This window comes from Bacillus pinisoli, assembly GCF_023036475.1.
In the GTDB taxonomy this organism is placed as follows: Bacteria; Bacillota; Bacilli; order Bacillales; family SA4; genus Bacillus_BS; species Bacillus_BS pinisoli.
On sequence record NZ_JAJQKI010000007.1, the window covers coordinates 1 to 25310 of the forward strand.

Sequence of the window (25310 nt, forward strand, 5' to 3'; positions counted from 1 at the left end):
ATCTTTTAAATTATCTAGTAGCAAGGTCTTTACTATTAATGTCTAATACTATTTCAATCGCTTCTCCAACTGTATCAACAACATAAGAAGCATGTTCTTTTACACCTGGTTTTGCTTCCCTCATTGCAAATCCATATTTAGCTACTTGAAGCATAGGTACGTCATTGAACGAATCACCAATACAAGCGACCTCATCCATCGTAATCCCTAATTGATCAGCTAATTTCTTCACTGCATTGCCTTTGCTGATATTTTTAGGCATAAGGTCCAATGTATATTTCGCTGAAATAAAAGCATCTAGTTCATCTGGAAAAAGCAATTGTAGCTCTTCTTGAATTTCTTCAATTACTTCATCTTTTCCCGTCACTACAATTTTAGAAGGTTGAATAGAGACTCCCACTTCGTCTCTAAGATTTGGATTAATGATGAGTGGTGAAAATAATACTTTTTGAATTCTCTCAACAATATCATTTGAGCGATCTATCATTTCATCCTCTCTCGTTGATACAAAAGTTAAGACTTCCTTTTCCACTACATGATGATAAATTTTCTTGGCAATACCCGGTGTGAAAAATGTACTATGAAGGTCAGTTTCATCGTCCATCACAATAAACGCACCATTTTGACTGATTCGGTGAGAAGTTTGGTTAATCATTTCGGAAACAGCCAAAATATCAATATCCTTTCTTCCGCTGGCTAAGCAAATACTAACCCCAGATTCAATTGCTTTAGCCATACAGTCCATATCCTGTTGACGCACTACTTTATTCTCATCTAAAAGAGTACCATCTAAATCACTCACAAATAGTTTAATCAACTTACTCATCTCCTTTTGTTATAATTAGCTGAATATCTAAATCATGAAGGAGCTCTTGATACACAGAGTCTGGAACCTGGTCAGTGATAATGATATCTATACTCTCAAGAGGACATACATGATGAAAAAGCTGTTGGTGAAATTTTTTATGATCCGCCAACACGATAATTTGTTCAGATTGTTTAATCATTGTTCTTAAGAGGGTCGCTTCTTCTTCATATGGATTGGATAGTCCAATTTGTGACACACCACACGCACCTAAAAATAGCTTATGAAAATGTAATTGTGATAACTGTTCTAAAGCCTTTGCACCATATATAAATCGTTGTTTTGGATGAATAACTCCACCAAGGATATGGACTTCAGCTTGATATGTATTTGTTACTATACTGGCAATATCAACGGAATTTGTCACAATCTTGTTATAAGTACTCTGCCAATAATGGATCATCGATTGGACTGTGGTAGATGAGTCGAGTAGAACTTGTTCGCCATCACGAATTAACTGCGTTGCAGCTTTTCCTATTTTATCTTTTAATGTTTTTTGTGCAAGCAAACGGTCTTCATACGTTTGAACAGGAAGTTGGTTTGTAGGTAATAGTGCACCGCCTCTTGTCCTTATAATATGACCTTGTTCGTCTAATTTAACTAAATCTCGTCTTGCCGTATCTCTAGAAACAGTAAAGGTCTCACAGATATCTTCAATACTAATTCGTTTCTTTTCTTGAAGTATTTTTTTGATTTCGAGCAGTCGTTCTTCTTGAAACATTGTCCACCTCCTATTGGTATTATAGTAAGTATTCGTAAGTGTGAGCAAGTATATATTAAGTGAATATAAGTAAATGTAAGTGTAAGTAAGTATATAAATAATTACTGTAATAAATAATTGACCACAAAGAATACTTTCCGATACGATAAACACAATACGTTATGGTTAGCAGGTGTTAGATATGAGCATTTCATATACAGTAAAAAAAGCATTAAACAATAATGTAGTCATAGCTAGTAGTCTTCCTGATGAAAATGAAGTTGTATTAATAGGTAAAGGTATCGGTTTTAATAAATCAAAGGGAGATCCTTTAGACCTTTCCCCAGTAGAGAAGCTTTTTGTATTAACAAATACAAAAGAACAAGAGCAATATAAAAAGCTTCTTCCATACATCAGTGAAGAGATTATAGAATGTATGAATGAATGTATTCATTATATTAAAAGCAGGTTAAAGAAAGAGTTAAATCAACAAATACTCATCTCTCTAACGGACCACATTTCCTTTGCTATCAAAAGATTACAAGAAGGGCTAGAGATTAAGAATCCTTTTCTTCTTGAAACAAAGACTTTATATCCTGAGGAATTTAGTATTGCTGATAATGTAGTTCAGATGATTAATAACCGCTTAGAAATAGACTTTCCAGAAGGTGAGATTGGTTTTATAGCTTTACATATTCACAGTGCCATCTCAGATCGACACTTATCAGAAGTAAATCAATATTCAAGGCTGACACATGTACTAGTTGAAATCACAGAGAATACTTTAAAAATCCAGCTTGACCGTGAAGGTGTTCAATATATTAGGCTAGTTCGTCACATCCGTTATATGATTGATCGGGTGAAATCGGGTGAAGAGGTTGAAATTTCATCAAGTTTTTCAAAATTATTGCAGACCGAATATCCAATATGCTATAATCTCGCATGGAAGCTGATTAAGATAGTTCAGCAAGAACTACAACTAAAGGTTCTAGATGCTGAGGCAGTTTACTTAACTTTGCATTTGCAAAGGCTTTCAGCTAAAAGTGAACAAATTACTTTCTAACGTGTTACTGATTCGATCAGGCATGAGTGAAGAAGAGTGATAGATGGACACAAGTGGGGCATAATACCATTGTGAATCTATAGCTTCTTTTCTCATGTCTTTTTTTTCGTTTACTTTGCGAAAATTGTAGATTCATACTGTTTACTTAGGGCTTCATTGAGGAAAAGTAACCTTATTAGCTGTCTACATAGATAGACTTAATCAGAACAATGGAACAGTAAAACGTTAACAGAACATGGCTTAAAGGAGGATACAATGTTTAAGAGGATTTTTGGTACCTTACAAAAAGTTGGTAGAGCCCTAATGCTTCCAGTTGCGCTTTTACCGGCTGCTGGTATCTTACTAGCGCTAGGAAATGCCTTACAGAATCCTGCAACATTAGAAAAGGCACCATACATTGGCGTTGGTTGGTTACAAAATATAGCCGTTGTCATGGAGGGGGCAGGTGGGATTGTATTTGATAACCTTCCTCTATTATTTGCTGTCGGTGTAGCCATTGGATTGGCTGGCGATGGAGTTGCAGGGTTAGCAGCCATTATTGGTTACTTAATTATGAACCGTACCATGAATACAATCCTTGTTATTCAAGGTAAATTACCTTTAGCTGAGGGAGTAAGTGATCCTGCTTATGCAACAGTTCTTGGTATACCTACCTTACAAACAGGAGTGTTTGGCGGGATCATTGTCGGTATCATAGCTGCGTACCTTTACGGAAAATACTTTAATATTGAATTGCCATCTTATCTAGGATTTTTCGCTGGAAAAAGATTTGTCCCAATCGTGACAGCAGCTACAGCAGTATTACTTGGCTTTTTAATGTTAATTATCTGGCCACCCATTCAAACTGGCTTAAATCATTTCTCTTACTACGTGATTGATGCGAACCGTACTTTATCTGCATTCTTATTTGGTGTTATCGAAAGATCATTAATTCCATTTGGATTACATCATATTTTCTACTCACCGATTTGGTATGAGTTTGGTCAATATACGAACACTGCGGGGGAAATCGTCCGTGGAGATCAACGTATATTCATGGAACAGATTCGTGAAGGGGCTGAATTAACAGCTGGGACTTTCATGACAGGTAAGTTTCCTTTCATGATGTTTGGCCTTCCTGCTGCAGCTTTAGCCATTTATCATGAAGCTCGGAAAGAAAATAAAAAACTTGTTGCTGGTATCATGGGCTCTGCAGCTTTAACTTCATTCTTAACAGGAATTACTGAGCCAATAGAATTTTCTTTCCTATTTGTTGCACCAGTCTTATTTGGTATCCATGCTATTTTTGCAGGATTTTCATTCATGGTTATGCATCTCTTAAATGTCAAAATAGGTATGACGTTTTCTGGTGGAGTCATTGATTACTTATTATTTGGAGTTTTACCTGGTAGAACCGATTGGTGGCTGGTGATTCCAGTAGGATTAGTATTTGCTGTCATCTATTACTTTGGTTTCCGTTTTGCTATTAGGAAGTTTAATTTAAAGACTCCAGGACGTGAAGATGTGTCTGAGAGTTCAACTCATGCACCAGTTAAAGCTGGGGAACTTCCGTACAATATACTTGAGGCAATGGGTGGTAAAGAGAATATCGCTCATCTTGATGCTTGCATTACAAGACTTCGTGTAACAGTTAATGATCAAAAACAAGTGGATAAAGATCGATTGAAGAAACTGGGGGCTTCAGGCGTACTTGAAGTAGGTAACAATATTCAAGCTATTTTTGGTCCATTATCTGATAATCTTAAAACTCAAATGCAAGATATTATGAGTGGAAAAGCACCTCGTATAGTTGCTAAATCTCCAGAAAAAGGAGTCGAACAACAAATTGAGGAGATAAACCCAGAGGCATTACAAACGAAACCTGAACTAGAAGAGTATTCTTCCCCGTTGACAGGACAAGTGATGCAACTTGACGATGTTCCGGATCAAGTGTTCTCACAACGTATGATGGGTGATGGCTATGCTGTCCTTCCGACTGAGGGAGTTGTAGTTTCACCGGTGGATGGAACAATTGTAAACTTATTTCCGACAAAGCATGCAATAGGTATTGAATCAACAAATGGAAGAGAAATCCTCATTCATGTGGGTATTGATACCGTGAATTTAAAAGGTGAAGGATTTACTGCCCTTGTATCACAAGGTGATCAAGTGAAAAAAGGACAAGAGTTACTAAAAGTTGACCTTGACTTTGTTAAAGGAAAAGCACCTTCACTCATTACACCAATTATCTTTACAAATTTAAAGCAAGGTCAAACAGTTGCATTAGGAAAGCAAGGAAATGTAACTAGAGGAGAAACAGTAGTTAAGATTGAAGGTTAAACATTAATTATGCAAGGTCTTATGGACCTTGCATGGAATAAAAAGGGAGATGTTATAAATGGCAGAGAAAACTTTTACTATTACAGCAGAATCGGGTATTCACGCAAGACCAGCAACAGTTTTAGTGCAAACAGCTGGACAGTTCAATAGTGATGTTACATTAGAATACAATGGACGTTCTGTTAATTTGAAATCAATTATGGGCGTCATGTCTTTAGGTATTCCAAGTGGTGGACAAATTAAAGTAAATGCAAGTGGTGAAGATGAAGAGCGAGCAGTAGAGGCAATAACAGAAACTATTAAAAAAGAAGGATTAGCAGAATAATGACTAACACAATAAACGGTATTGCTGCATCTCAAGGAATTGCTATTGCTAAAGCGTATCATTTAGTTCATCCAGACCTAACCATTGAAAAGAAAGAGATTACAGATGTAGAAGCTGAAGTTTCTCGACTAGACCACGCTATACAAGAGTCTGCTAATGAACTAACAGCTATAAAAGAGCATACTTTAAAGGAACTTGGTCCTGATAAGGCTGCTATTTTTGAAGCACATTTATTAGTAGTAAACGATCCTGAGTTAATTCAACCTGTGAAAGATAAAGTAAAGACTGAAAACGTTAATCCAGAATTTGCTCTTCAAGAGGTAGCAGACATGTTTATTAACATGTTTGAAAACATGGATAATGAGTATATGAAGGAACGCGCATCTGATATTCGTGACGTAACAAAGCGGATTTTGGCACATCTTTTAGGTGTAAACATTCCAAATCCTAGCCTGGTAACAGAGGAAGTTATCATTGTAGCTGAGGATCTTACGCCATCAGATACAGCACAACTAAATCGCCAATTTGTTCTAGGTTTTACGACTGATATAGGTGGACGTACTTCTCACTCTGCTATCATGGCTCGTTCTATGGAAATACCTGCAGTAGTAGGGACGAAAAGTGTAACAAGTGATACGAAGAACGGTGACATATTAATCATCGATGGTTTAGATGGGAATGTCATTGTTAATCCGACTGAAGAAATACTTGCTCAATACAGAAATAAGCAACAAGCTTATAAAAAGCAAAAAGAAGAATGGGCAAAATTAAAGGAAGAAAAAACTGTTTCTAGTGACGGACATCATGTTGAACTAGCAGCCAATATCGGAACACCGAAAGATGTAAAAGGTGTGCTCGAAAATGGTGGAGAAGGTGTTGGACTTTACCGTACTGAGTTCTTATATATGGGACGCGACCAACTTCCAACAGAAGATGAGCAGTTCGAAGCTTATAAAACAGTATTAGAGAACATGGGTGACAAACCGGTTGTTGTCCGTACGCTAGATATCGGTGGAGATAAAGAACTTCCTTACTTACACTTACCAAAAGAAATGAATCCATTCTTAGGTTTCCGTGCAATTCGATTATGTCTAGAAGAGCAAGATATTTTTAGGACACAATTACGCGCATTGTTACGTGCAAGTGTATATGGAAATCTAAAAATAATGTTCCCTATGATTGCAACATTAGATGAGTTTCGTCAAGCGAAGGGAATCTTATTAGAGGAAAAAGAAAAGCTAGTAGCTTCTGGTACAAAGGTTTCAGAATCCATTGAAATTGGGATGATGGTTGAAATTCCATCTAGTGCTATTATTGCAGACCAATTTGCAAAAGAAGTTGATTTCTTCAGTATCGGAACAAATGATCTTATTCAATACACAATGGCAGCTGACCGTATGAATGAACAAGTATCTTACTTGTATCAACCATATCATCCAGCTATACTTCGTTTAGTAAATATGGTCATTGAAGCTGCTCACAAAGAAGGTAAGTGGGCAGGAATGTGTGGAGAAATGGCTGGGGATCCAATCGCTATTCCGTTACTTCTTGGACTAGGCCTAGATGAATTTAGCATGAGCGCAACCTCTATTTTACCAGCACGTTCACAGCTAAAAACTTTATCTAAGGAAGAAATTTCGAAGCATAAGCATACGATTTTATCCATGAGTACAACTGAAGAAGTTGAAGAGTTTGTTCGTGAACATTTTATGAAGTAGATTTTTAAGAGTAGAGAACTTCTTGTTTTCTGCTCTTTTTCTTTTTAACTTGGTATGAGCAGAATTTTAGTGAATATAATGTTAATGTCGTTCTTAGTTGGTTTCATATTTATGTTAGAATTTTCTAAATATTAGTTGAAATAAACAGGGACAAATGGTTTAATTTAGGTAATAGTAGGGGAATCTTTTTTTTGAATTTAATTAGAAACACTGTTTGTTATTAAGAAACGGAGGTGTTTGAAGTGGTTGTGGCTGAATATTTATCGGATCTAAAGTCCGTCATTTCTGAGGAGAAAATTATAGAATCTTATGAAAAGCATCCGTTAGGAAACAGTGGTGGTCTAACGGTGTACCCGACGACGGAAGATGAAATCATTCATCTCTTGAAGTTTGCAAGCGAAAGAAACCTCAAAATTACTTTAATGGGTGCAGGCACAAAAAGAGGATTTGGCGGAGTAAATGAAACAGCAGATATACTTCTATCTCTGTTTGATTACAGAGGTATAGTGGAACATACTATTGGCGACATGACACTAACAGTAAAAGCAGGAACACCTTTTGGCGAGTTACAGCAATACTTAGCTGAACATAACCAAAAAATTTCATTAGATCCAACTTGGCCAGATTCTTCAACAATCGGTGGAATTGTAGCTGCTAATGAAAGCGGTCCCAAACGGTTGGGCTATGGTTCAGCAAGAGATGCAATAATTGGTTTAAGAACCGTTTATCCTGACGGTACAGTCATACGTTCAGGTGGAAAAGTAGTAAAAAATGTAGCTGGCTATGACATGAATAAATTATTTATTGGATCAATGGGAACGCTAGGCGTTTTATCAGAGATTACACTAAAGCTTAGACCATTACCACAGGATGAAAAGCTCGTGTTACTTAGCTTTCAAAGATCCTCATTTCAAGAAATTAAGGAGTTTGCTAGTAGAATACTAGATACCATGCTCGAGCCAGTTTCATTAGAATTGTTAAATCCAACAGTATCAAACAGGTTGTATGGAGAGAAAGCCTACAGCTTAGCAATAAGTTTTGAGGATGTTGAAAACTCTGTAGACTACCAAGTTTTTCAGATTTCTACACTACTACCATTAGGAGTAAAAATGGTTACTTATGAAAAAAACGAGGCTTCTAAATTTTGGTCAAAATTTTATAAACTTGGTCCAGAACCTTTAACACTTGAAAAGAAAATCACGGATGCAACTTTGAAAGTAGGACTTGTTAATCTCGATGTCATTAGTATTTTAAGAGAGTCAGAGATTCTTCAAGATAAAAATAATGTACGAATAGAAGCTCATGGTGGGTTAGGTCATGGGTTATGCATATTTCATATTAGTGGGGCAGAGGAAGATGTTCTAAAAACTATAAAACAATTGAGAACATATGCAAATAACCTAGGTGGGTATGCGGTTATTAAACATCTACCTTATGAGCTCAGAAAGACGATTAATGTATGGGGAGAACTACCATCCTATTTCTTTCTGTTAAAAGGGATAAAGGGAAAAATTGATCCTAATAACTTGTTGAATTATAAACGTTATGTAGGAGGCATCTAAATGAGTGTAAGTGAAAAATTGTTACAACAGGACCCCCCATGTACAACAAATAGCTTGAGTAATTTTAAATGGAGCGACCACCCAGATGAAAATAAATGGGCTGATTGCGTACATTGTGGTATGTGCTTAGAGTCATGCCCTACATACGAAATAACCGGACAAGAGCAGCATTCACCAAGAGGTAGGGTTCACCTTATTAAATCTGTGGCTGAAGGAAAGCTTGAAGTAAATGAGTATTTTACAGATCCTGTATTTGCCTGTTTAGATTGTCGGGCGTGTACGACTGCATGTCCTGCAGATGTAGATGTTGGCGGGTTAATTGAAGAAGCAAGAGGTCAAATTCGCCAGGCCCTCCCTTTAAAGGGCTGGAAGGCAGCTGTAAATAAATTTTTCCTACAAGAACTCTTTCCTCACTCTTCACGATTAAACAACTTTGGTAGCTTTCTAAAATTCTATCAAAAAAGTGGTATTCAGAAAGTTGTACGTAAGACAGGTTTAATCCATATCATGCCTGACCATCTTGTCGATATGGAATCTGTTATGCCAGAAATAAACGAGCCTGTAAGAAAAAAATATAAAAATGAACCAGTTATTAAAGCGAAAGGAATGACGAAGAATGAAGTTGCATTTTTAACAGGCTGTGTTATGGATGTAATGTTTAGTGATATTAATGAAGCGACGATCAATGTATTGACTAGAAATGGCAATGATGTCGTAATCCCCAATCAACAAACATGCTGTGGTGCCCTTCATGTCCATGCGGGGGATCGAGAGACTGGAAGAAAGCTCGCAAAGCAAAATATTGAGGCATTTGAACAGTCAGAAACAGTAATCGTGAATGCAGCAGGATGTGGTTGTATGCTCCACGATTATCCGGAGTTATTTAGAGATGATCCTATCTGGCACGAAAAAGCGCTTGGATTTTCAAAGAAGGTAAAAGACATCTCTAAATATTTATATGACACCGGATATGATAAACCGAAAGCGGAGATAAAAACGAAAATTACGTATCACGATGCATGTCATTTAGCCCATGGCCAAGGTGTACGTAAAGAGCCAAGAGACTTATTAATAAATATACCGGGTGTAGAAATGGTCCATATGCCTAATGCAGACCGCTGTTGTGGTAGTGCGGGTATATACAATATCACAAATCCCGAAATGGCGGGAGAAGTCTTAGAAAGTAAGATGCAAAACGTACCGGATGACGTGGAAATGATCTCAATGGGGAACCCCGGATGCATGTTGCAAATGGCAATTGGAGTTCAAAAATATGGACGGAACCAGAAAATCGTTCATACTGTTCAATTACTGGACTGGGCCTATCAAAAAGAGTCTGAACAAGAGGGGGGAAATCAATGATTGGAAACCTTGTAAATACAAAGGATTCACATATTAAGAACCTCGCTAAAATTGTAGGCGGAAAAAAATCTATACTCTATCACAAAGAAGACTTAATTGCCTATGATTGCGATGGTTTTACACTTCATAAGCATTTGCCAAAAGCAGTAGTCTTCCCCCAGAATACGAAGGAAGTTTCCGATATTGTAAGATACTGCTCTGAAAATGGCCTACCTTTCTTAGCAAGAGGGGCAGGTACTGGATTAAGCGGTGGGGCTATTCCTTTAAACGGAGAAGTTATTATCAGCTTAGTTAGGATGAAAAAATTACTTCGTGTAGATTTAGAAAATAGAAGAGCTGTTGTTGAACCAGGCTTTGTAAATCTTAAGCTTACAAACTCAATTTCTCATAAGGGGTACTATTATGCACCCGACCCATCTAGTCAATACTGCTGCACGATTGGTGGTAATGTTGCAGAGAATGCTGGTGGAGCCCATTGTCTTAAATACGGTGTAACGACTAATCATATTTTAGGCCTAGAAGTTGTTCTTCCTAATGGAGACATTATTGAAATTGGTCAAAATGGGATTCCAGATTCACCTGGATATGATTTATTAGGACTTTTAACTGGTTCTGAAGGTACTTTAGGAATTGTAACAAAAATAACGGTCCGAATCTTAAAAAATCCTGAAGCGAAGCAAACTGTACTAGCCTATTTTGATCAAATAGAGGATGGCAGTCAGGCAGTCTCTGACATTATCTCACAAGGAATTGTACCGGCAGCACTTGAAATGATGGATAAAATTGCAATAGAAGGTGTGGAAGCTGCCGCATTTCCAGTTGGACATCCGAAGGACATCGAAGCCCTGTTATTAATTGAAGTCGATGGGATATCTGCCGGCATTGAAGAACAAATTAATCAAATACTAGAAGTATGTAAAAATAGAAATGTTCGTGAAGTAAAGGTAGCAAAAGATGAAGAGGAACGGGCTAGATGGTGGGCAAATAGAAAGACTGGTTTTGGAGCGATGGGAGCGATCTCCCCAGACTACCTAGTTCAAGACGGTGTTATTCCTAGAAGTAAACTACCAGAAGTACTCCGTAAGATTAATAGAGTTAGCGAAGATTATGGTTTAAGAATTGCCAATATCTTTCACGCCGGGGATGGAAATCTGCATCCATTAGTCTTATTTGATGCAAGAGTACCTGGAGAAACAGAGAAGGCTCTGGCTGCTGGAAGTGCTTGTTTACAAGTATGTGCAGATGCAGGAGGTACGATTACTGGTGAACACGGCGTGGGAATTGAGAAAAGGGAAGAGATGAGATTTGTCTTTAATGATGAAGAAATCATTGCCCAAACGAATATTCGTGACGTATTTAATCCTGAAAATCTTTTAAATGCAGGGAAATTATTCCCAAGCCCGGGACGGTGTGTTGAAATTAAACAAGAATTGAAGGAACAAAATGCACCCAAAATTTAACTTTTTATTGTAGGAAGTTCGTACGTCATGATATGATTTTAATAAGAAATAAGAAACGCTGTTTTGTAATAACAAACAAAAGGGGGATTAATGAATGAGTCAATATGTTAAAGTAGGAAATATCCAAGTTGATTCAGCATTCTATGAATTTATTAATCGTGAAGTTCTTCCAGGAAGTGAAGTGGAACACAGTCATTTTTGGGCAGGATTAGAAAAATTAATCTCAGGCCTGACACCTAAAAATAAGGCATTATTAGCCCAACGTGATGAAATACAGGAGAAAATAAATAGTTGGTACAAGGAAAATAAAGCAAATTTTAATTTTGAAGAATACAAGAGCTTTCTTACTGAAATTGGTTACTTAGAACCAGAAGTTGCGGATTTTGAGATTACAACTAAGAATGTAGATGAATCTGTTACATTACAGGCTGGGCCACAACTGGTAGTACCTGTAAATAATTCACGCTATGCTATTAATGCTGCAAACGCAAGGTGGGGTAGCTTATATGATGCATTATACGGTACAGACGTAATCAGTGAAGATGATGGTGCTACTCGAGAAGGTGGTTACAATCCTATTCGGGGTAATAAAGTTATTGAATTTGGCAGAACATTTTTAGATGAAGTTGTTCCTTTAAAAGAGCAGTCGCATCGTAATGTCATAAAGTATGCTATTGTGGAGGGTAATCTTCAGGCTACATTATCAAATGGTACCACAACAGGTCTTGTAGTCGAATCTAAATTCATCGGCTATCAAGGTGATTCGAACGAACCAAACTCAGTTTTATTTCTTAACAATGGTCTCCATTTTGAAATTCAGGTGGACAGAGAACATCCTATTGGAAAAAATGATGATGCAGGTGTAAAAGATATTTTACTTGAGGCTGCCATTACGACCATTATGGATTGCGAGGACTCTGTTACAGCTGTTGATGCAGAAGATAAAATAATTGTGTACCGAAACTGGTTGGGCCTCATGAAAGGTGATCTTAGTGCTACCTTTGAAAAAGGTGGTAAGAGTATGAACCGAACTTTAAATCCAGATCGCTCATACACCACTACAACTGGTAAAGAGCTTGTGTTGCCAGGACGTTCCTTAATGTTTGTTCGTAATGTAGGTCATTTGATGACAAATTCTGTGATTCTAGATGAACATGGACAAGAAATCCAGGAAGGCATTCTTGATACAGTTGTGACGACTCTCATTGCCAAGCATTCATTATTAGGAAATGGACCTTATCAAAATTCTGCAAAGGGTTCTGTCTACATTGTAAAGCCTAAAATGCACGGTTCAAAAGAAGTAGCATTTGCAAATGAATTGTTTAATCAAGTTGAGGATCTACTTGGTCTAGAACGTAATACCTTAAAAATTGGGGTTATGGACGAGGAACGCCGTACTAGCTTAAACCTTAAAAATTGTATAAGCCAAGTTAAAGATAGAGTTGTCTTCATTAATACAGGATTTTTGGATCGAACAGGTGATGAAATTCATACTTCCATGGAGCTTGGTCCAATGATTCGTAAAAATGAAATGAAGACAACAAAGTGGTTACAAGGCTATGAGAGGTCAAATGTATTTGTCGGCTTAGAAAGTGGATTCCAAGGGAAAGCTCAAATTGGTAAAGGTATGTGGGCAATGCCAGACTTAATGGCAGAGATGATTACACAAAAGATAGGACATCTAAAAGCAGGAGCGAATACTGCCTGGGTACCATCACCAACTGCTGCTACCCTTCATGCTCTTCATTATCATCAAGTTGATGTAAAAGAAGTACAGAACCAACTTCTAAAGCAATCAGCTGACCTTAGAAATGATATTTTAGAAGTTCCAGTAGCAGTTGCGCCCAATTGGACTTCTGAAGAAATTCAACAAGAATTAGATAATAATGCACAGGGGATTTTAGGTTACGTAGTTAGGTGGGTTGAGCAAGGTGTAGGTTGTTCAAAAGTACCTGACATTAACAATGTTGGATTAATGGAGGACCGCGCAACTTTAAGAATCTCAAGTCAGCATGTTGCAAACTGGTTACACCATGGAATTTGTACAAAAGAACAGGTACTGGAAACATTAAAACGTATGGCTAAAGTAGTAGATGAACAAAATGCTGGTGATTCTGAGTACCGAGCAATGTCTGCTAATTATGATGAGTCTGTTGCCTTTCAAGCAGCTTGTGAATTAGTATTTGAAGGGTATCAGCAGCCTAATGGGTATACAGAACCGATTCTGCACCGAAGAAGGATTGAAGCAAAGGCAAAGCAAGCTGTGAATAAATAGCCTAATAAATAAATGCTTAAGGGCATTCTGTGGAATGCCCTCTACTTATGAACGTATTGAGAGGAGATTTGACCATGAAATTTGTAAGATTTTCAGTGAACAATGAAACACTTGCGGGAGTACTTACAGATCAAACAATCAAAGTGATTAGTGGAAACATCTTTAGTAAATGGGAATATACAGACCTTACATATAACTTAGGAGAAGTGAAGTTACTGGCACCATTAGAGCCAAAACATATTATTGGGATCGGAGCCAATTTTGTTACGAAGGTGGAGGACCTGCCTGCTGAATTGCCAAGTATCCCTGTATTTTTCTTTAAGCCCACTACCTCTGTAATTGGTCCACATGATGAAATCGTAATACCTGAGGGAATTGACGAGGTTAAATTTGAATCTGAGCTAGCCATTGTAATCGGGAAAGAAGCGAAGCAAGTTTCAGAAGATGACGTATTAGATTATGTCTTTGGTTATACAATCGGTAATGATGTTACGGCTTCTCAATTTTTCCATGAAGCGGGTCACTGGACGGTTGGTAAAGCATTTGATACCTTTACCCCTTTAGGGCCAGTCATTGAAACTGAGCTTGATCCGCTTAATGTAAGAGTGGAGGCATATTTAAATGGAGTAGAAAAACAAAATAGTGGCACTGAACTTATGATTGTTCCCATTAAAAAGATGATTTCGTACTTAACGAATGTTATGACATTACAGCCTGGTGACGTCATCTTAACAGGTAGCCCGGTTGGGGCAGAAATGGTAGGCGAAGGTAACGTTATCGAATGTGAGATCAAAGAAATAGGTAATCTAAAAAACACATTTGTTAAAGTTAAGAAGAATGTGAATGCTTATTAAGCTTGTAGTAGCTTGAGGTGATGTGATGGAAAGAGAAAATATGGTCAAATCTGTGAGTCGTGCATTAGATATTGTTCATCTTGTTAGCATGAAAAAAGGTGGATTAGGCGTCACGGAAATTGCCAATCAAATCGACATTAATAAAAGTTCTGTATACAGAATATTATCTACATTGGTTCAATATGGGTATGTAGAACAGGATGTAGAAACGGGACGTTATAAACTAGGGTATAAATTTCTAGAAGTAAGCTCAAGGCTATTGGAATCTATTGACCTGAGGGCAGAGGCTAGACCCTATTTACAGGAACTTGAACAAGAAACGAACGAGGTTATTCATCTTGTTGTTTATGATCAAGGAGAAGTAGTATATATAGAAAAGCTTGAAGGAACAGAAACGTTACGTATGCATTCTAAGGTAGGTAAAAGAGCACCTATGCATTGTACATCGGTAGGAAAAGCCATACTTGCGAATCTACCCTCGAGCGTGGTTTTAGATATTGTGGAGAGAAAAGGTCTTCCTATGCATACAAATAAAACCATTACAGAAAAAGAAGCGTTCTTAATGGAATTAAACAATGTGAAAAAATTGGGATATGCACTTGATTTAGAAGAAAATGAACCTGGTATTTCTTGTATCGCAGTTCCTATTTTTGACCATTTAGAAAGGGCTATTGCTGCTGTCAGCATTTCAGGCCCGACCATTAGAATGACAGGTGAAAGAATGGAGCAGCTACAAGGTAAAATGAGAGAAATCGGGTACAGAATATCTACAAGACTTGGATATACAAAAGACATAATAAAATAAAAAATTTTTCAGATCTACTTCAACTAGAAGTAGATTATTTTTTTTGAGTTTTGTCAGTTTCAAGAATTAATAGAAACGTAAACAACTATAATATAAGGAGGTTTGTTGTTGTATAACAGTTTTGCAACAGTTATACACCAGTGTTTCTTTATACGCAACAATGAACTTTCATAGTTTCATATTAGAGAATAGAAAGGGGAAAGATTTACATGAGTACAGGGGTGTTAGCGTTTTTATCTCTTCTTCCCATCCTAGCAGTTGCCATTTTCCTCGTGGGGCTTCGGTGGCCAGCAAGTAAAGCAATGCCGATTTCTTATTTTGTTGCTGTTGTCCTCGCTCTTTTTGTATGGAAAGTTCCTGGGGCTAATGTTGCAGCAGCGTCGGTTCATGGTTTAGTAGTAGCTGGGACATTATTATTTATCATTTTTGGAGCCATTCTTTTACTAAACACTCTCCAAGAGAGTGGTGGGATTAAAACGATTCGTCAAGGGTTTACAGATATTTCACCTGATCGTAGAATCCAAGTCATAATCATTGCTTGGTTGTTTGGTTCATTTATCGAAGGATCAGCAGGCTTTGGAACTCCAGCAGCTGTAGCCGTACCTCTGCTAGTTGGACTCGGGTTTCCAGCAATGGCAGCTGTCGTTGCAGGCATGGTTATACAAAGTACCCCAGTTTCTTTCGGAGCAGTAGGTACCCCTATCCTCGTTGGAATACAGACGGGTTTATCAGCAGATAGTGGTATTACAAACGATATGATTTCCTTTTTATCCATGATTGGAACAAAAGTAGCATTGTTACATATGATTGCAGGTACATTTGTTCCTTTATTTGTGGTTGCACTCATGACTAAATTTTTTGGTAAGAATAAGTCATTTTCCGAAGGTATTAAAGTATGGAAGTTTGCCTTATTTGCTTCATTTGCAATGACCATCCCATATATTCTTGTAGCTAATTTATTAGGTCCAGAATTTCCTTCTATGATTGGTGGTCTCATTGGTTTAGCTATCGTAGTCACGGCGGCAAAGAAGGGCTTTCTAATGCCAAAGTCGGAGGAAACATGGGATTTTGATGAAAAATCAACATGGGATCCTGAATGGTCAGGAAAGTTAGTCATGAAAGATATTTCACATAAAAGTGGAAGTATGAGCATGTTCCTTGCTTGGACACCGTATATACTTGTAGGGGTCTTACTTGTATTAACTAGATTGAAAACGCTTCCTATTATGGGGTGGCTAAAATCTTGGAAAGTTTCATTTGAGAATCTATTTGGTACAGAAATATCATCAAGTTTTGAACCACTTTATCTACCAGGCACGATCTTTATTGTTGTATCCCTCATCACTTTCTTTATTCATCAAATGGATGGAAGCGCATACAAGCGTGCGTGGGTTCAATCAGGTAAAACGATGATTGCCGCTTCAACTGCACTCGTATTTACAGTGCCAATGGTTCAGGTATTTTTAAACTCAGGCGGTGGAGCAGCCGGCTTTGAGCGTATGCCAATTGAGCTTGCGAATGGAGTCGCGGCTATTACGGGTGATTTCTGGCCACTTATCTCAACCTTTATAGGAGGACTAGGTGCCTTTATTGCTGGAAGTAATACGGTAAGTAATATGATGTTCTCTTTATTTCAATACGACGTAGGCTCACAGATTGGTGTTGATCCAACCTGGATTGTCGCTTTACAGGCTGTGGGGGGAGCTGCAGGGAACATGATTTGTGTTCATAATGTTGTTGCAGCATCGGCTGTCGTAGGATTAGTTGGAAAAGAAGGAGCGGTTATCCGAAAAACGTTATTACCTTTTACGTATTATGCCCTTTTTGCAGGTTCGATTGGTTATTCGATTGTTTGGTATTCACAAAAAGGAATCTTTAATATTGGCTCCTTCATTGCATTAGCCATTGTTGCAACAGCCATTTATATCATCACTACGAATGATAAAAGATCTCAGTTCAATTTACCTCCGAATCCGTCTGCTAAACTAAAAGGTTAATGTTCTAGATTGATGAGTACAATCCCTATTAATGGGGGAAGGAAACTAAATCAAGGTAAATAGTACGATTCTAGTGTTCTTTGATTGTTTTATCTCATATATAGATGGGGACCACCTTTGTGAAGGTGGTCTTTCTACTGTTGACTAATAAAATTGAGTAAATGACCAATAAAAGGCCATATTTGGCTAATAAATAATCAAGTTCGACATTATATTTCAATGATTGTTCCATAAATATAAAATTTTTCCATTATACTGTTATTGTAAAGTGGGTCAAAAAGAAAGTTGCAGTTATAAGTGAGTTTTCTGGTATAATTTAGAAAAATATATGAGTTAAGGGGGAGAATAAATGCAAGAGATTCATCGAATTAGAGAAAGATTGCTTAAGAGTGTAAGCGGATTCACGGATGAACAGTTAAATAAGCGAGTTGGAGAGGGAACCTGGTCTATTATGGAAAACTTGGAACATCTCTATTTAATTGAACGCCTGGTGGTTCAATCCATTACAAAAGAGTTGAAGAACCCTTCTAGTACAACCACTGAAAAAAAGCCTATTCATTATACAGTAAATCGGTCTACAAAGGTGAAGGCTCCTTCCGTCCTTGAACCATCCAGTCAATTCTTATCATTTGAAGACATACATCAAAAACTTATAGAATCTCGAATTTCGTTAGTAGCACTTAAAGAACAAGTAAGCGATGAAATATTAGAGCAAAAATCATTTCAGCATCCCATCTTTGGTTTGTTAAGTTTAAAGCAATGGGTTGAATTTATTGGATATCATGAAGCACGCCACTTGGAACAAATTGAAGAAATTAAACAACACTTAAAAATGATCAGTTAGTAATAGCGGGGGTATTGACTATGAGTGTTTGGATGAAAGGCTATCTCTCATCTTAGATTTAAAGTGAATGGTTTAGTATTGTAAATAAGTCTAAGGAGGGAAATCAAGTGTATAAGAAAATATTGCTTTCAGCTGATGGTTCAGAGCATTCTAAACGTGCAGGCGAACATGCATTTCATCTTGCTAGCTGTACACCAGATTCACGTGTTGTAATTGTTTACGTCATTGATCCAGGAAAAGCAAAGTCAGAGGTATTAACAAACTGGAACTCTCTAGATGTTCTTGGCAGTAGAAAAGCAAGAATAAAAGAAATTGAGTTGGCAGCACAACACTCAGGCGTTACATTCCAAGTGGAAATTCTTCATGGGGATGCAGGACCAACTATTGTGGAATATGCTAATACTAATCGATTTGATTTGGTGGTAATCGGAAGTAGGGGATTAAATCGTTTACAAGAGTTTGTGTTAGGAAGTGTCAGTCATAAAGTCGCAAAGAGAGTAAACTGTCCGGTCTTAATTGTAAAATAAGGGAGACGAAACATAAAAAAGATGAAAAGCCCATTATGGTTTTTCATCTTTTTTTAGGCTCTTTTCTAAAACTTTGTTGCTTTTCAGATCTACTATATAAAGTCAAGCTCACTTTTAACGATAAATGCCGTAATTATCGTTTAGAAAAGAGTCTTTTTATAGTAATATTCTATATCCAACCAAGCACAAGTATGGCATATGTAATGGTAGTTAATAAACCGGCAAGACTGGCTGCAAACATTGCATTCTGTCTTATAATTATACTAGGTGAAAGGTTAACTAGACGTGAAGTCATTAACACCTGTCCTGAAAAAGGAGACATTTGAGTGGCAGTTGTCCATGCAATCAGAAGAATCATAGCCATATACTCTGCACTGACCCCAAATTTATGAGGTGAAAGTGCGCTACCAATCCCAATGACAATGATCACAGGATGCATACCAATTTGAGACAATAGGATGGTCAAAACAACAATGAAAATACTTAATAGATAAATAGAACCAAAGGAAGCTTTAAACAAAAAACTAGAAATATGCAATCCAATATCTGTGTAAGACAGTGACAGACCAAAAAATCCAGCACTTACAAAGACTGCTAACTCGTTTTTTAAGCGAACAAAGGAATGCTTAATCTGCTCAGCGACGTCTTGCGTGTAGGACTTAAAAACGCCAGTGAACCCCGCCCAAATAAACGGTAGAGTAATTGAAAGTAATGTAACTACTGTAAGCATGTTTACAGCTAAGAAATAGTCAAGAATAAAAGATAAGCAGATTAACACAGTACAAAAAAAGAAAAATGGTTTTAAGGATTCTTGAGATAATCGATCTTTAGTGTATGATTTTTTTCCTAAAATGGGGTCATCAGTAAAAGTAATTCTATAAAAAAAGAGCCATGAAAGCAGCAAATAAATAATAGCCAAGAAAAACCCATATCCCCCAATATCGAACCATGACAAGTCAAATAAAACAAGAATTAGACCAATATTTACAAAATAAGGTGACCAAAGCATACAAAAACCGAACGCTCTCATAATATTTAAACTTAATTTCTGATCATGATAGGTGGAGAAACTTTCATTAGATATCTTTTTTACAATCGCTATGGCACCATAGTTTAAAATGATCCCAGTCATTGCTGTTAAGAAATAACTAAGCCGATAAGGATGAGTTACTCCCGTTGCTTCTCGTTGCTGTACTTTTCCCTTTAATGCAGATAAGTAGCCAGCAGAAGACATAAACGTACCAATTAACGGGATCAGCAAGAATAATGAAAGCAGATTCATATTTTCTCCAAATCCTATTAAAGCTTCAAAGAAAGTAACGTTAGAATACTTAAAACATAGACCTCCAACTACTAATAATGTTGTTATGACAATACGGTTTATTGTAGAAATATAAAAAAATGAAAAAAAGAGTAAGATGCCTCCTAAGATACTGTATGCATAATTGATGAATACACTTTGAAAGAAATTGGAGACGACATATAAAATAGTCGTTACATAGCAAAGGATGCCTAACAGTTGAGGAAGTTTTTTAACGATTCTTTTAATTTTATTTCCCTCCTTTATTATTCCCACTTAACTAAGCTACTTTATTAGTTTACCACGAATTGAAATATTTTCCTGAAATAAAAACCTCAGTTTAACCATTTAATATAATGGTGACGCTTACAAGTTGTTTATGTCGAATTATGTATAAATATAAATTAGTAAATATTATAAATTTTCTAAAAAATTAATTGATTTTTATAGTTTTCTGTTTTATATTACTAACAATAGTTTCATTTTACAGTAAATTTTTCCAGCTATTTTACTAATTTGTGAGAAGACACGATACATATGATACGAAATACAACCAAGAATGACGCCTTCTAGACGAAAGGAGGTAATGGCCATGAATGGGCAAATTGATGAATTGGATAGGGGAATAATTAGGTGCCTATCAAAAGATGGAAGAATGTCATTTACAGAAATAGCAACACAGTTAAATGTTACTGAGAAAACAATTAGAAGTAGATATAAAAATCTAATTGATCATGAGATTCTCCAAGTTGTAGGAGTGGTGAATCCAACTGCGATTGGAGTAAAGGCTGGAGCAATTATTGAGTTGATGGTGGAGTTAATGGCGCTAGAGCAAGTAATAGAGGGTTTGCGAAATCTACGAGAAGTCAGATTTATCACAACTACATCTGGTAAATATCAAATAATGACTCAAATCGCAGTGCCATCTCAAGATGACCTGTCTAGTAGTTTTAAACGAATACGAGATATTCCTGGAATTATAGAAATGAATAGTATTATACAGTTAAATGTGTATAAAAATACATTTCAGTATATTTAGAATCACTCATTGATTTTAAAATAACCAGAAAAGGATGTGTTTTATATGTTAGATAGTTGGAAGGTAAGTTTAGATGAACTTTATGACCAAATGGTTGAATGGAGACGAGATTTCCATATGAATCCGGAGCTATCTTTTCAAGAGCAGAGAACACCGACTAAAATTGCTGATTATTTAAGAAGTCTTGGGATTGAAGTAAAAACAGGTGTTGGTGGGAATGGAGTTGTAGGAATAATTAGAGGTGCAAAACCAGGTAAAACAATTGCTCTACGCGCAGACTTCGATGCTCTGCCAATCCAAGATGAAAAAGACGTTGCTTATAAATCTAAAGTACCAGGTGTCATGCATGCCTGTGGTCATGACGGTCACACTTCAACTTTAATGGGCGTAGCTAAAGTATTACAGGAAAATAGAGAATTTCTCCATGGGAATGTAGTGCTCCTCCATCAACATGCAGAGGAACTAGCTCCAGGTGGTGCGATTGCAATGGTAGAGGATGGATGTCTAGAGGGCGTTGATGCAGTTTTTGGTACACATTTAATGTCGAATGTACCTTATGGTGTTTATGCCTATCGAAAGGGAGCCATGATGGCTGCTGGTGATGCCTTTGTTATTAAGGTTCAAGGGAAAGGTGGTCACGGAGCTTCTCCGCATGAAACAATTGATGCCATTGCAATTGGTACTCAAGTTGTTAATCAACTTCAACATATTGTTTCTCGTCAAATTAATCCACTAAAGCCTGCGGTTGTTTCGGTGGGAGCATTCCATGCGGGTGGAGCACTAAATGTCATTGCTGATTCTGCTGAGATTAAAGGGACAGTTAGAACATTTGACCCTGAGGTAAGAGATCATATCGAAAATGAAATCAAGCACATAGTAGATAATGTTTGTTCAGCGTTTCATGCAAGTGCAGAGGTTTCTTACACACGAGGTTATCCAGCAGTCGTTAATCATGACAGAGAAACAGATATATTTGTTAACGTAATGAAACCGAGTGTTGGAGAAGAAAAATTAATCAATATAGATCCAATTATGGGTAGTGAGGATTTTGGATACTTTATCCAAAATAAGCCAGGAATGTTTTTCTTTACTTCTGCAGGTAACGAGGAAATTGGAGCTTGCTATCCACACCACCACCCTAAGTTTGATTTTGATGAAAGAGCTATGTTAACAGCTGGAAAAGCATTGCTTTCTATCACACACCATTATTTGTGTGAGCAGGAATCAAATGAGGAGAAGCTTTTGGCAGAACAAGCTTAATAGATTGAAGTACTGTAAAGGGGGGGCTAAAGTGGGAGATTACTTATTGAATGTCGACAAGCTTCAAACTGTTTTTAGGACAGGAAAAGGAGAGGTGACATCAGTAGAAGAGGTAAGCTTTCAGCTTAAACCAGGAGAAACTATTGGGATTGTTGGTGAGTCTGGTTGTGGGAAGAGTGTAACATCTTTATCAATCATGAGACTCCTAGGGAAGCATGGAGTTGTTAAAAAGGGGTCTATTAATTTTAATGGTAAAGACATAGCAAAAATCCCGGAGTCAGAAATGAGAAGCATTAGAGGAAATGAGATATCAATGATCTTTCAGGAACCAATGACCTCTCTAAATCCTGTATTTACTATTGGGAATCAAATGACAGAAGGTATTCGTCTACATATGAAGCTCGGAAAGCAAGAAGCAAAAACGTATGCTATTGAAATGCTTAGTAAAGTAGGAATCCCAAGACCAGAAGCCATTATGGATGAATATCCTCACGCTTTATCAGGTGGGATGAGACAGCGTGTCATGATTGCGATGGCTTTATCCTGTATGCCAAAACTATTAATCGCTGATGAACCAACTACGGCTCTAGATGTAACCATTCAAGCGCAAATACTAGAGTTAATGAAGAAGTTGAGAACTCAATCTAACACCTCCATTGTTCTTATTACACATGACTTGGGTGTAATTGCTGAGATGGCTGACCGGGTAATCGTAATGTACGCAGGTCAGGTTGTGGAGGAGGCGGATGTTTACACATTATTTGATGATCCGAAACACCCTTATACAAAAGGGTTGATCGGCTCTATCCCACATATTGAATATGATGCAGAAGAGAGACTCGTTTCTATTCCAGGTGCTGTTCCAAGTTTGCAAAATATGCCGACAGGGTGTAGATTCCATACTCGTTGTGAGTTTGCAACAGAGCGATGCTTACAAGAACAACCCGATTTAATTCATACTGACCAAGAAGGAAACCACAAAGTGAGATGTTGGTTAGTAGAAGAAAGTAAAACAACTCATCAGGGGAAGGAGATCCATGTATGAGCTTGCAACCAGTAGTAGAAAAGGAAGAAGTAAAGACTAACAAAGCACCATTATTAGAAGTCAAAAATTTGAAGCAACATTATCCTATAACAAAAGGGATATTTTCAAGAACAGTCGGACATGTTAGAGCGGTTGATGGCCTTACATTCGATATTTTCCCTGGGGAAACACTTGGATTAGTTGGTGAATCTGGTTGTGGGAAGTCAACAACAGGGAGAGCTATTGTCCAGTTAGAAAAGCCAACAGAAGGTGACATTCTTTTTGAAGGAACAAATCTAACAAATCTATCTGTCTCTGAAATGAGAAAAGTTAGAACGGACTTGCAAATTATTTTTCAAGATCCATACTCCTCTCTCAATCCTAGAAAACGAATTGGAGATTTACTTAGTGAACCGCTTTTGTTTCATAAGCTGGCGAAGCCAGAGGAGGTAAAGAAGAAAGTAGCTGATATTTTAGAGATTGTTGGATTACCAAGCTCTTATAGTAGTAGATACCCTCATGAGTTTTCAGGTGGACAGCGCCAGCGGATTGGAATTGCGAGGGCACTAATTCTAAATCCAAAACTTATCGTATGTGATGAACCGGTATCAGCATTAGATGTTTCCATCCAGGCGCAAGTATTGAATCTATTAAAAGATTTACAAAAAGAGTTTCATTTAACTTATTTATTCATAGCTCATGGTCTTGGGGCAGTTAAGTATATAAGCGACCGTATTGCTGTTATGTATTTAGGTAACATCGTTGAGATTGCGACAACGGAGGAAATCTTTAAAAATCCTAAACATCCATATACAAGTGGACTACTAAGTGCGTATCCTGTTCCTAATCCTCATATGCGTAATCGCGAAAGAGTGGTAATCGAAGGGGATGTACCTAACCCAGCAAATCCGCCAAAGGGTTGTAAATTTCATACCCGATGTCCTTTTGCAGTGAGCAAATGTATGGAGGAGGCGCCAGTGTTAACCGGTACTACTCATTCCGTAGCCTGTCATTTTCCATTAAATTAATTATTTTTGAGGGGAGGGTAAAACATGTTCCAATATATCGTACGAAGAATATTAATTGCAATCCCTGTATTAATAGGGGTCACGATCTTCAACTTCTTTATTATTAACCTAGCACCTGGTAATCCAGTTGATATGTTTGTAAACCCCAATATGTCTGAAGCGGATAAGGAAGCAAAGAAAGAAGCACTAGGATTAAATGATCCATTATGGGAGCAATACGGTAGATGGATGGGGAATATGGTTCAGGGTGATTTTGGTTTTTCATATGCCACTTATGAACCGGTCATGAGTAACATAGCAGATCGATTAGGACCTACTCTGTTACTGATGGGAGCTTCCCTCATCATTGCGTACTTAATTGCAATTCCTGTCGGTATTATTAGTGCAACTAGACAGTATTCATTTGTTGATTACTTGACAACCTCAGTATCGTTTTTAGGAATTTCTATCCCTAACTTTTTCCTTGGTCTAGGAGCCATTTATGTTTTCTCCATCGTATTTAAAATTTTTCCTACTGGTGGAATGAATACATTAGGTTCTGACGGTGGAGTGATAGATACGTTAATGCATTTAATCTTGCCGGCCATCGTGTTAGGTACAGGAATTGCTGGAAATATGGTTCGATATGTTCGCTCAAGTATGCTAGAGGTCTTAGGACAGGATTATTTAAGAACGGCAAGGGCAAAGGGTCTACGTGAATTCTTAGTAAACAATAAACATGCTCTTAGAAATGCACTTATTCCCATTGTTACTGTAATTGGTTTGGATATTCCACTTCTAATAGGTGGAGCGGTCGTAACAGAACAAATATTCCAATGGCCGGGGTTAGGACAGCTAACTATCCAATCTATTGGCTCTCGTGATTATCCAACACTAATGGCCCTGAACTTTTTAGCTGCATTTACGGTGTTATTTTCTAACCTTATAACGGACGTACTATACTCAGTTGTAGATCCTCGAATTAAATACAACTAAAAGGGGGG

At 37.3% G+C, this 25310-nt stretch carries 21 protein-coding genes; 18 read left to right on the forward strand and 3 right to left on the reverse strand.

Features of this window, described 5'->3' with window-relative positions; genetic code table 11:
- Positions 1–10 precede the first annotated feature (10 nt).
- Entirely contained in the window at positions 11–817 is an 807-nt protein-coding gene (locus LT143_RS11360) for an HAD family hydrolase (protein WP_246943109.1), read from the reverse strand.
- A 1-nt stretch (position 818) separates the two neighbouring features.
- Positions 819–1586: a DeoR/GlpR family DNA-binding transcription regulator gene (locus LT143_RS11365; RefSeq protein WP_246943110.1), complete on the reverse strand. Its 768-nt coding sequence runs from the start codon at positions 1584–1586 to the stop codon at positions 819–821.
- 181 nt (positions 1587–1767) lie between these two features.
- On the opposite strand from LT143_RS11365, the gene glcT reads away from it, so the two are divergent.
- From glcT to LT143_RS11430, 13 genes are all read left to right on the forward strand, one after another.
- Complete coding sequence (glcT, locus tag LT143_RS11370) at positions 1768–2628, forward strand: glucose PTS transporter transcription antiterminator GlcT (protein WP_246943111.1); 861 nt, start codon at positions 1768–1770, stop codon at positions 2626–2628.
- Between the two features lie 255 nt (positions 2629–2883).
- Positions 2884–4947 (forward strand): glucose-specific PTS transporter subunit IIBC, encoded by a 2064-nt coding sequence (gene ptsG / locus LT143_RS11375; protein ID WP_246943112.1) that lies wholly within the window; start codon positions 2884–2886, stop codon positions 4945–4947.
- Between the two features lie 58 nt (positions 4948–5005).
- On the forward strand, positions 5006–5272 hold the full coding sequence (locus tag LT143_RS11380; RefSeq protein ID WP_246943113.1) for a phosphocarrier protein HPr: 267 nt from the start codon (positions 5006–5008) through the stop codon (positions 5270–5272).
- On the forward strand, positions 5272–6990 hold the full coding sequence (gene ptsP, locus LT143_RS11385) for a phosphoenolpyruvate--protein phosphotransferase (RefSeq protein WP_246943114.1): 1719 nt from the start codon (positions 5272–5274) through the stop codon (positions 6988–6990). The genes LT143_RS11380 and ptsP overlap by 1 nt, the downstream gene beginning before the upstream one ends.
- A gap of 242 nt (positions 6991–7232) precedes the next feature.
- The gene (locus tag LT143_RS11390; protein ID WP_246943115.1) at positions 7233–8552 is read left to right on the forward strand and encodes an FAD-binding oxidoreductase; all 1320 of its coding nucleotides are present in this window, start codon (positions 7233–7235) and stop codon (positions 8550–8552) included.
- Positions 8553–9914: a (Fe-S)-binding protein gene (locus LT143_RS11395; RefSeq protein WP_246943116.1), complete on the forward strand. Its 1362-nt coding sequence runs from the start codon at positions 8553–8555 to the stop codon at positions 9912–9914. It begins immediately after the preceding gene.
- Positions 9911–11374: an FAD-linked oxidase C-terminal domain-containing protein gene (locus LT143_RS11400; protein WP_246943117.1), complete on the forward strand. Its 1464-nt coding sequence runs from the start codon at positions 9911–9913 to the stop codon at positions 11372–11374. The genes LT143_RS11395 and LT143_RS11400 overlap by 4 nt, the downstream gene beginning before the upstream one ends.
- Positions 11375–11468: 94 nt before the next feature.
- A complete protein-coding gene (locus LT143_RS11405) occupies positions 11469–13649 on the forward strand; it encodes a malate synthase G (RefSeq protein ID WP_246943118.1) in 2181 nt (726 codons plus the stop codon).
- A 74-nt stretch (positions 13650–13723) separates the two neighbouring features.
- On the forward strand, positions 13724–14503 hold the full coding sequence (locus LT143_RS11410) for a fumarylacetoacetate hydrolase family protein (protein ID WP_246943119.1): 780 nt from the start codon (positions 13724–13726) through the stop codon (positions 14501–14503).
- Positions 14504–14528: 25 nt separating this feature from the next.
- A complete protein-coding gene (locus LT143_RS11415) occupies positions 14529–15308 on the forward strand; it encodes an IclR family transcriptional regulator (RefSeq protein WP_246943120.1) in 780 nt (259 codons plus the stop codon).
- Between the two features lie 209 nt (positions 15309–15517).
- The gene (locus LT143_RS11420) at positions 15518–17305 is read left to right on the forward strand and encodes an L-lactate permease (protein WP_246943121.1); all 1788 of its coding nucleotides are present in this window, start codon (positions 15518–15520) and stop codon (positions 17303–17305) included.
- 349 nt (positions 17306–17654) lie between these two features.
- Entirely contained in the window at positions 17655–18149 is a 495-nt protein-coding gene (locus LT143_RS11425) for a DinB family protein (protein ID WP_246943122.1), read from the forward strand.
- Between the two features lie 107 nt (positions 18150–18256).
- A complete protein-coding gene (locus tag LT143_RS11430; RefSeq protein WP_246943123.1) occupies positions 18257–18676 on the forward strand; it encodes a universal stress protein in 420 nt (139 codons plus the stop codon).
- Between the two features lie 169 nt (positions 18677–18845).
- Here the strand turns inward: LT143_RS11430 and LT143_RS11435 are convergent, their stop codons facing one another.
- Positions 18846–20252: a hypothetical protein gene (locus tag LT143_RS11435; protein WP_246943124.1), complete on the reverse strand. Its 1407-nt coding sequence runs from the start codon at positions 20250–20252 to the stop codon at positions 18846–18848.
- Between the two features lie 316 nt (positions 20253–20568).
- Between LT143_RS11435 and LT143_RS11440 the strand changes: the two genes are divergently transcribed.
- From LT143_RS11440 to LT143_RS11460, 5 genes are read left to right on the forward strand one after another with little or no spacing between them, the layout of a single operon-like run.
- The gene (locus tag LT143_RS11440) at positions 20569–21015 is read left to right on the forward strand and encodes an Lrp/AsnC family transcriptional regulator (protein ID WP_246943125.1); all 447 of its coding nucleotides are present in this window, start codon (positions 20569–20571) and stop codon (positions 21013–21015) included.
- 45 nt (positions 21016–21060) lie between these two features.
- The gene (locus LT143_RS11445) at positions 21061–22275 is read left to right on the forward strand and encodes a M20 family metallopeptidase (protein ID WP_246943126.1); all 1215 of its coding nucleotides are present in this window, start codon (positions 21061–21063) and stop codon (positions 22273–22275) included.
- A 31-nt stretch (positions 22276–22306) separates the two neighbouring features.
- Positions 22307–23320, forward strand: a complete 1014-nt coding sequence (locus tag LT143_RS11450) for an ABC transporter ATP-binding protein (RefSeq protein ID WP_246943128.1) — start codon at positions 22307–22309, stop codon at positions 23318–23320.
- The gene (locus LT143_RS11455) at positions 23317–24327 is read left to right on the forward strand and encodes an ABC transporter ATP-binding protein (RefSeq protein ID WP_246943129.1); all 1011 of its coding nucleotides are present in this window, start codon (positions 23317–23319) and stop codon (positions 24325–24327) included. The genes LT143_RS11450 and LT143_RS11455 overlap by 4 nt, the downstream gene beginning before the upstream one ends.
- A 24-nt stretch (positions 24328–24351) precedes the next feature.
- Positions 24352–25302 carry an ABC transporter permease gene (locus LT143_RS11460; RefSeq protein ID WP_246943130.1) on the forward strand — a complete coding sequence of 317 codons (951 nt, stop codon included), beginning with the start codon at positions 24352–24354 and terminating at the stop codon, positions 25300–25302.
- Positions 25303–25310: the final 8 nt, after the last annotated feature.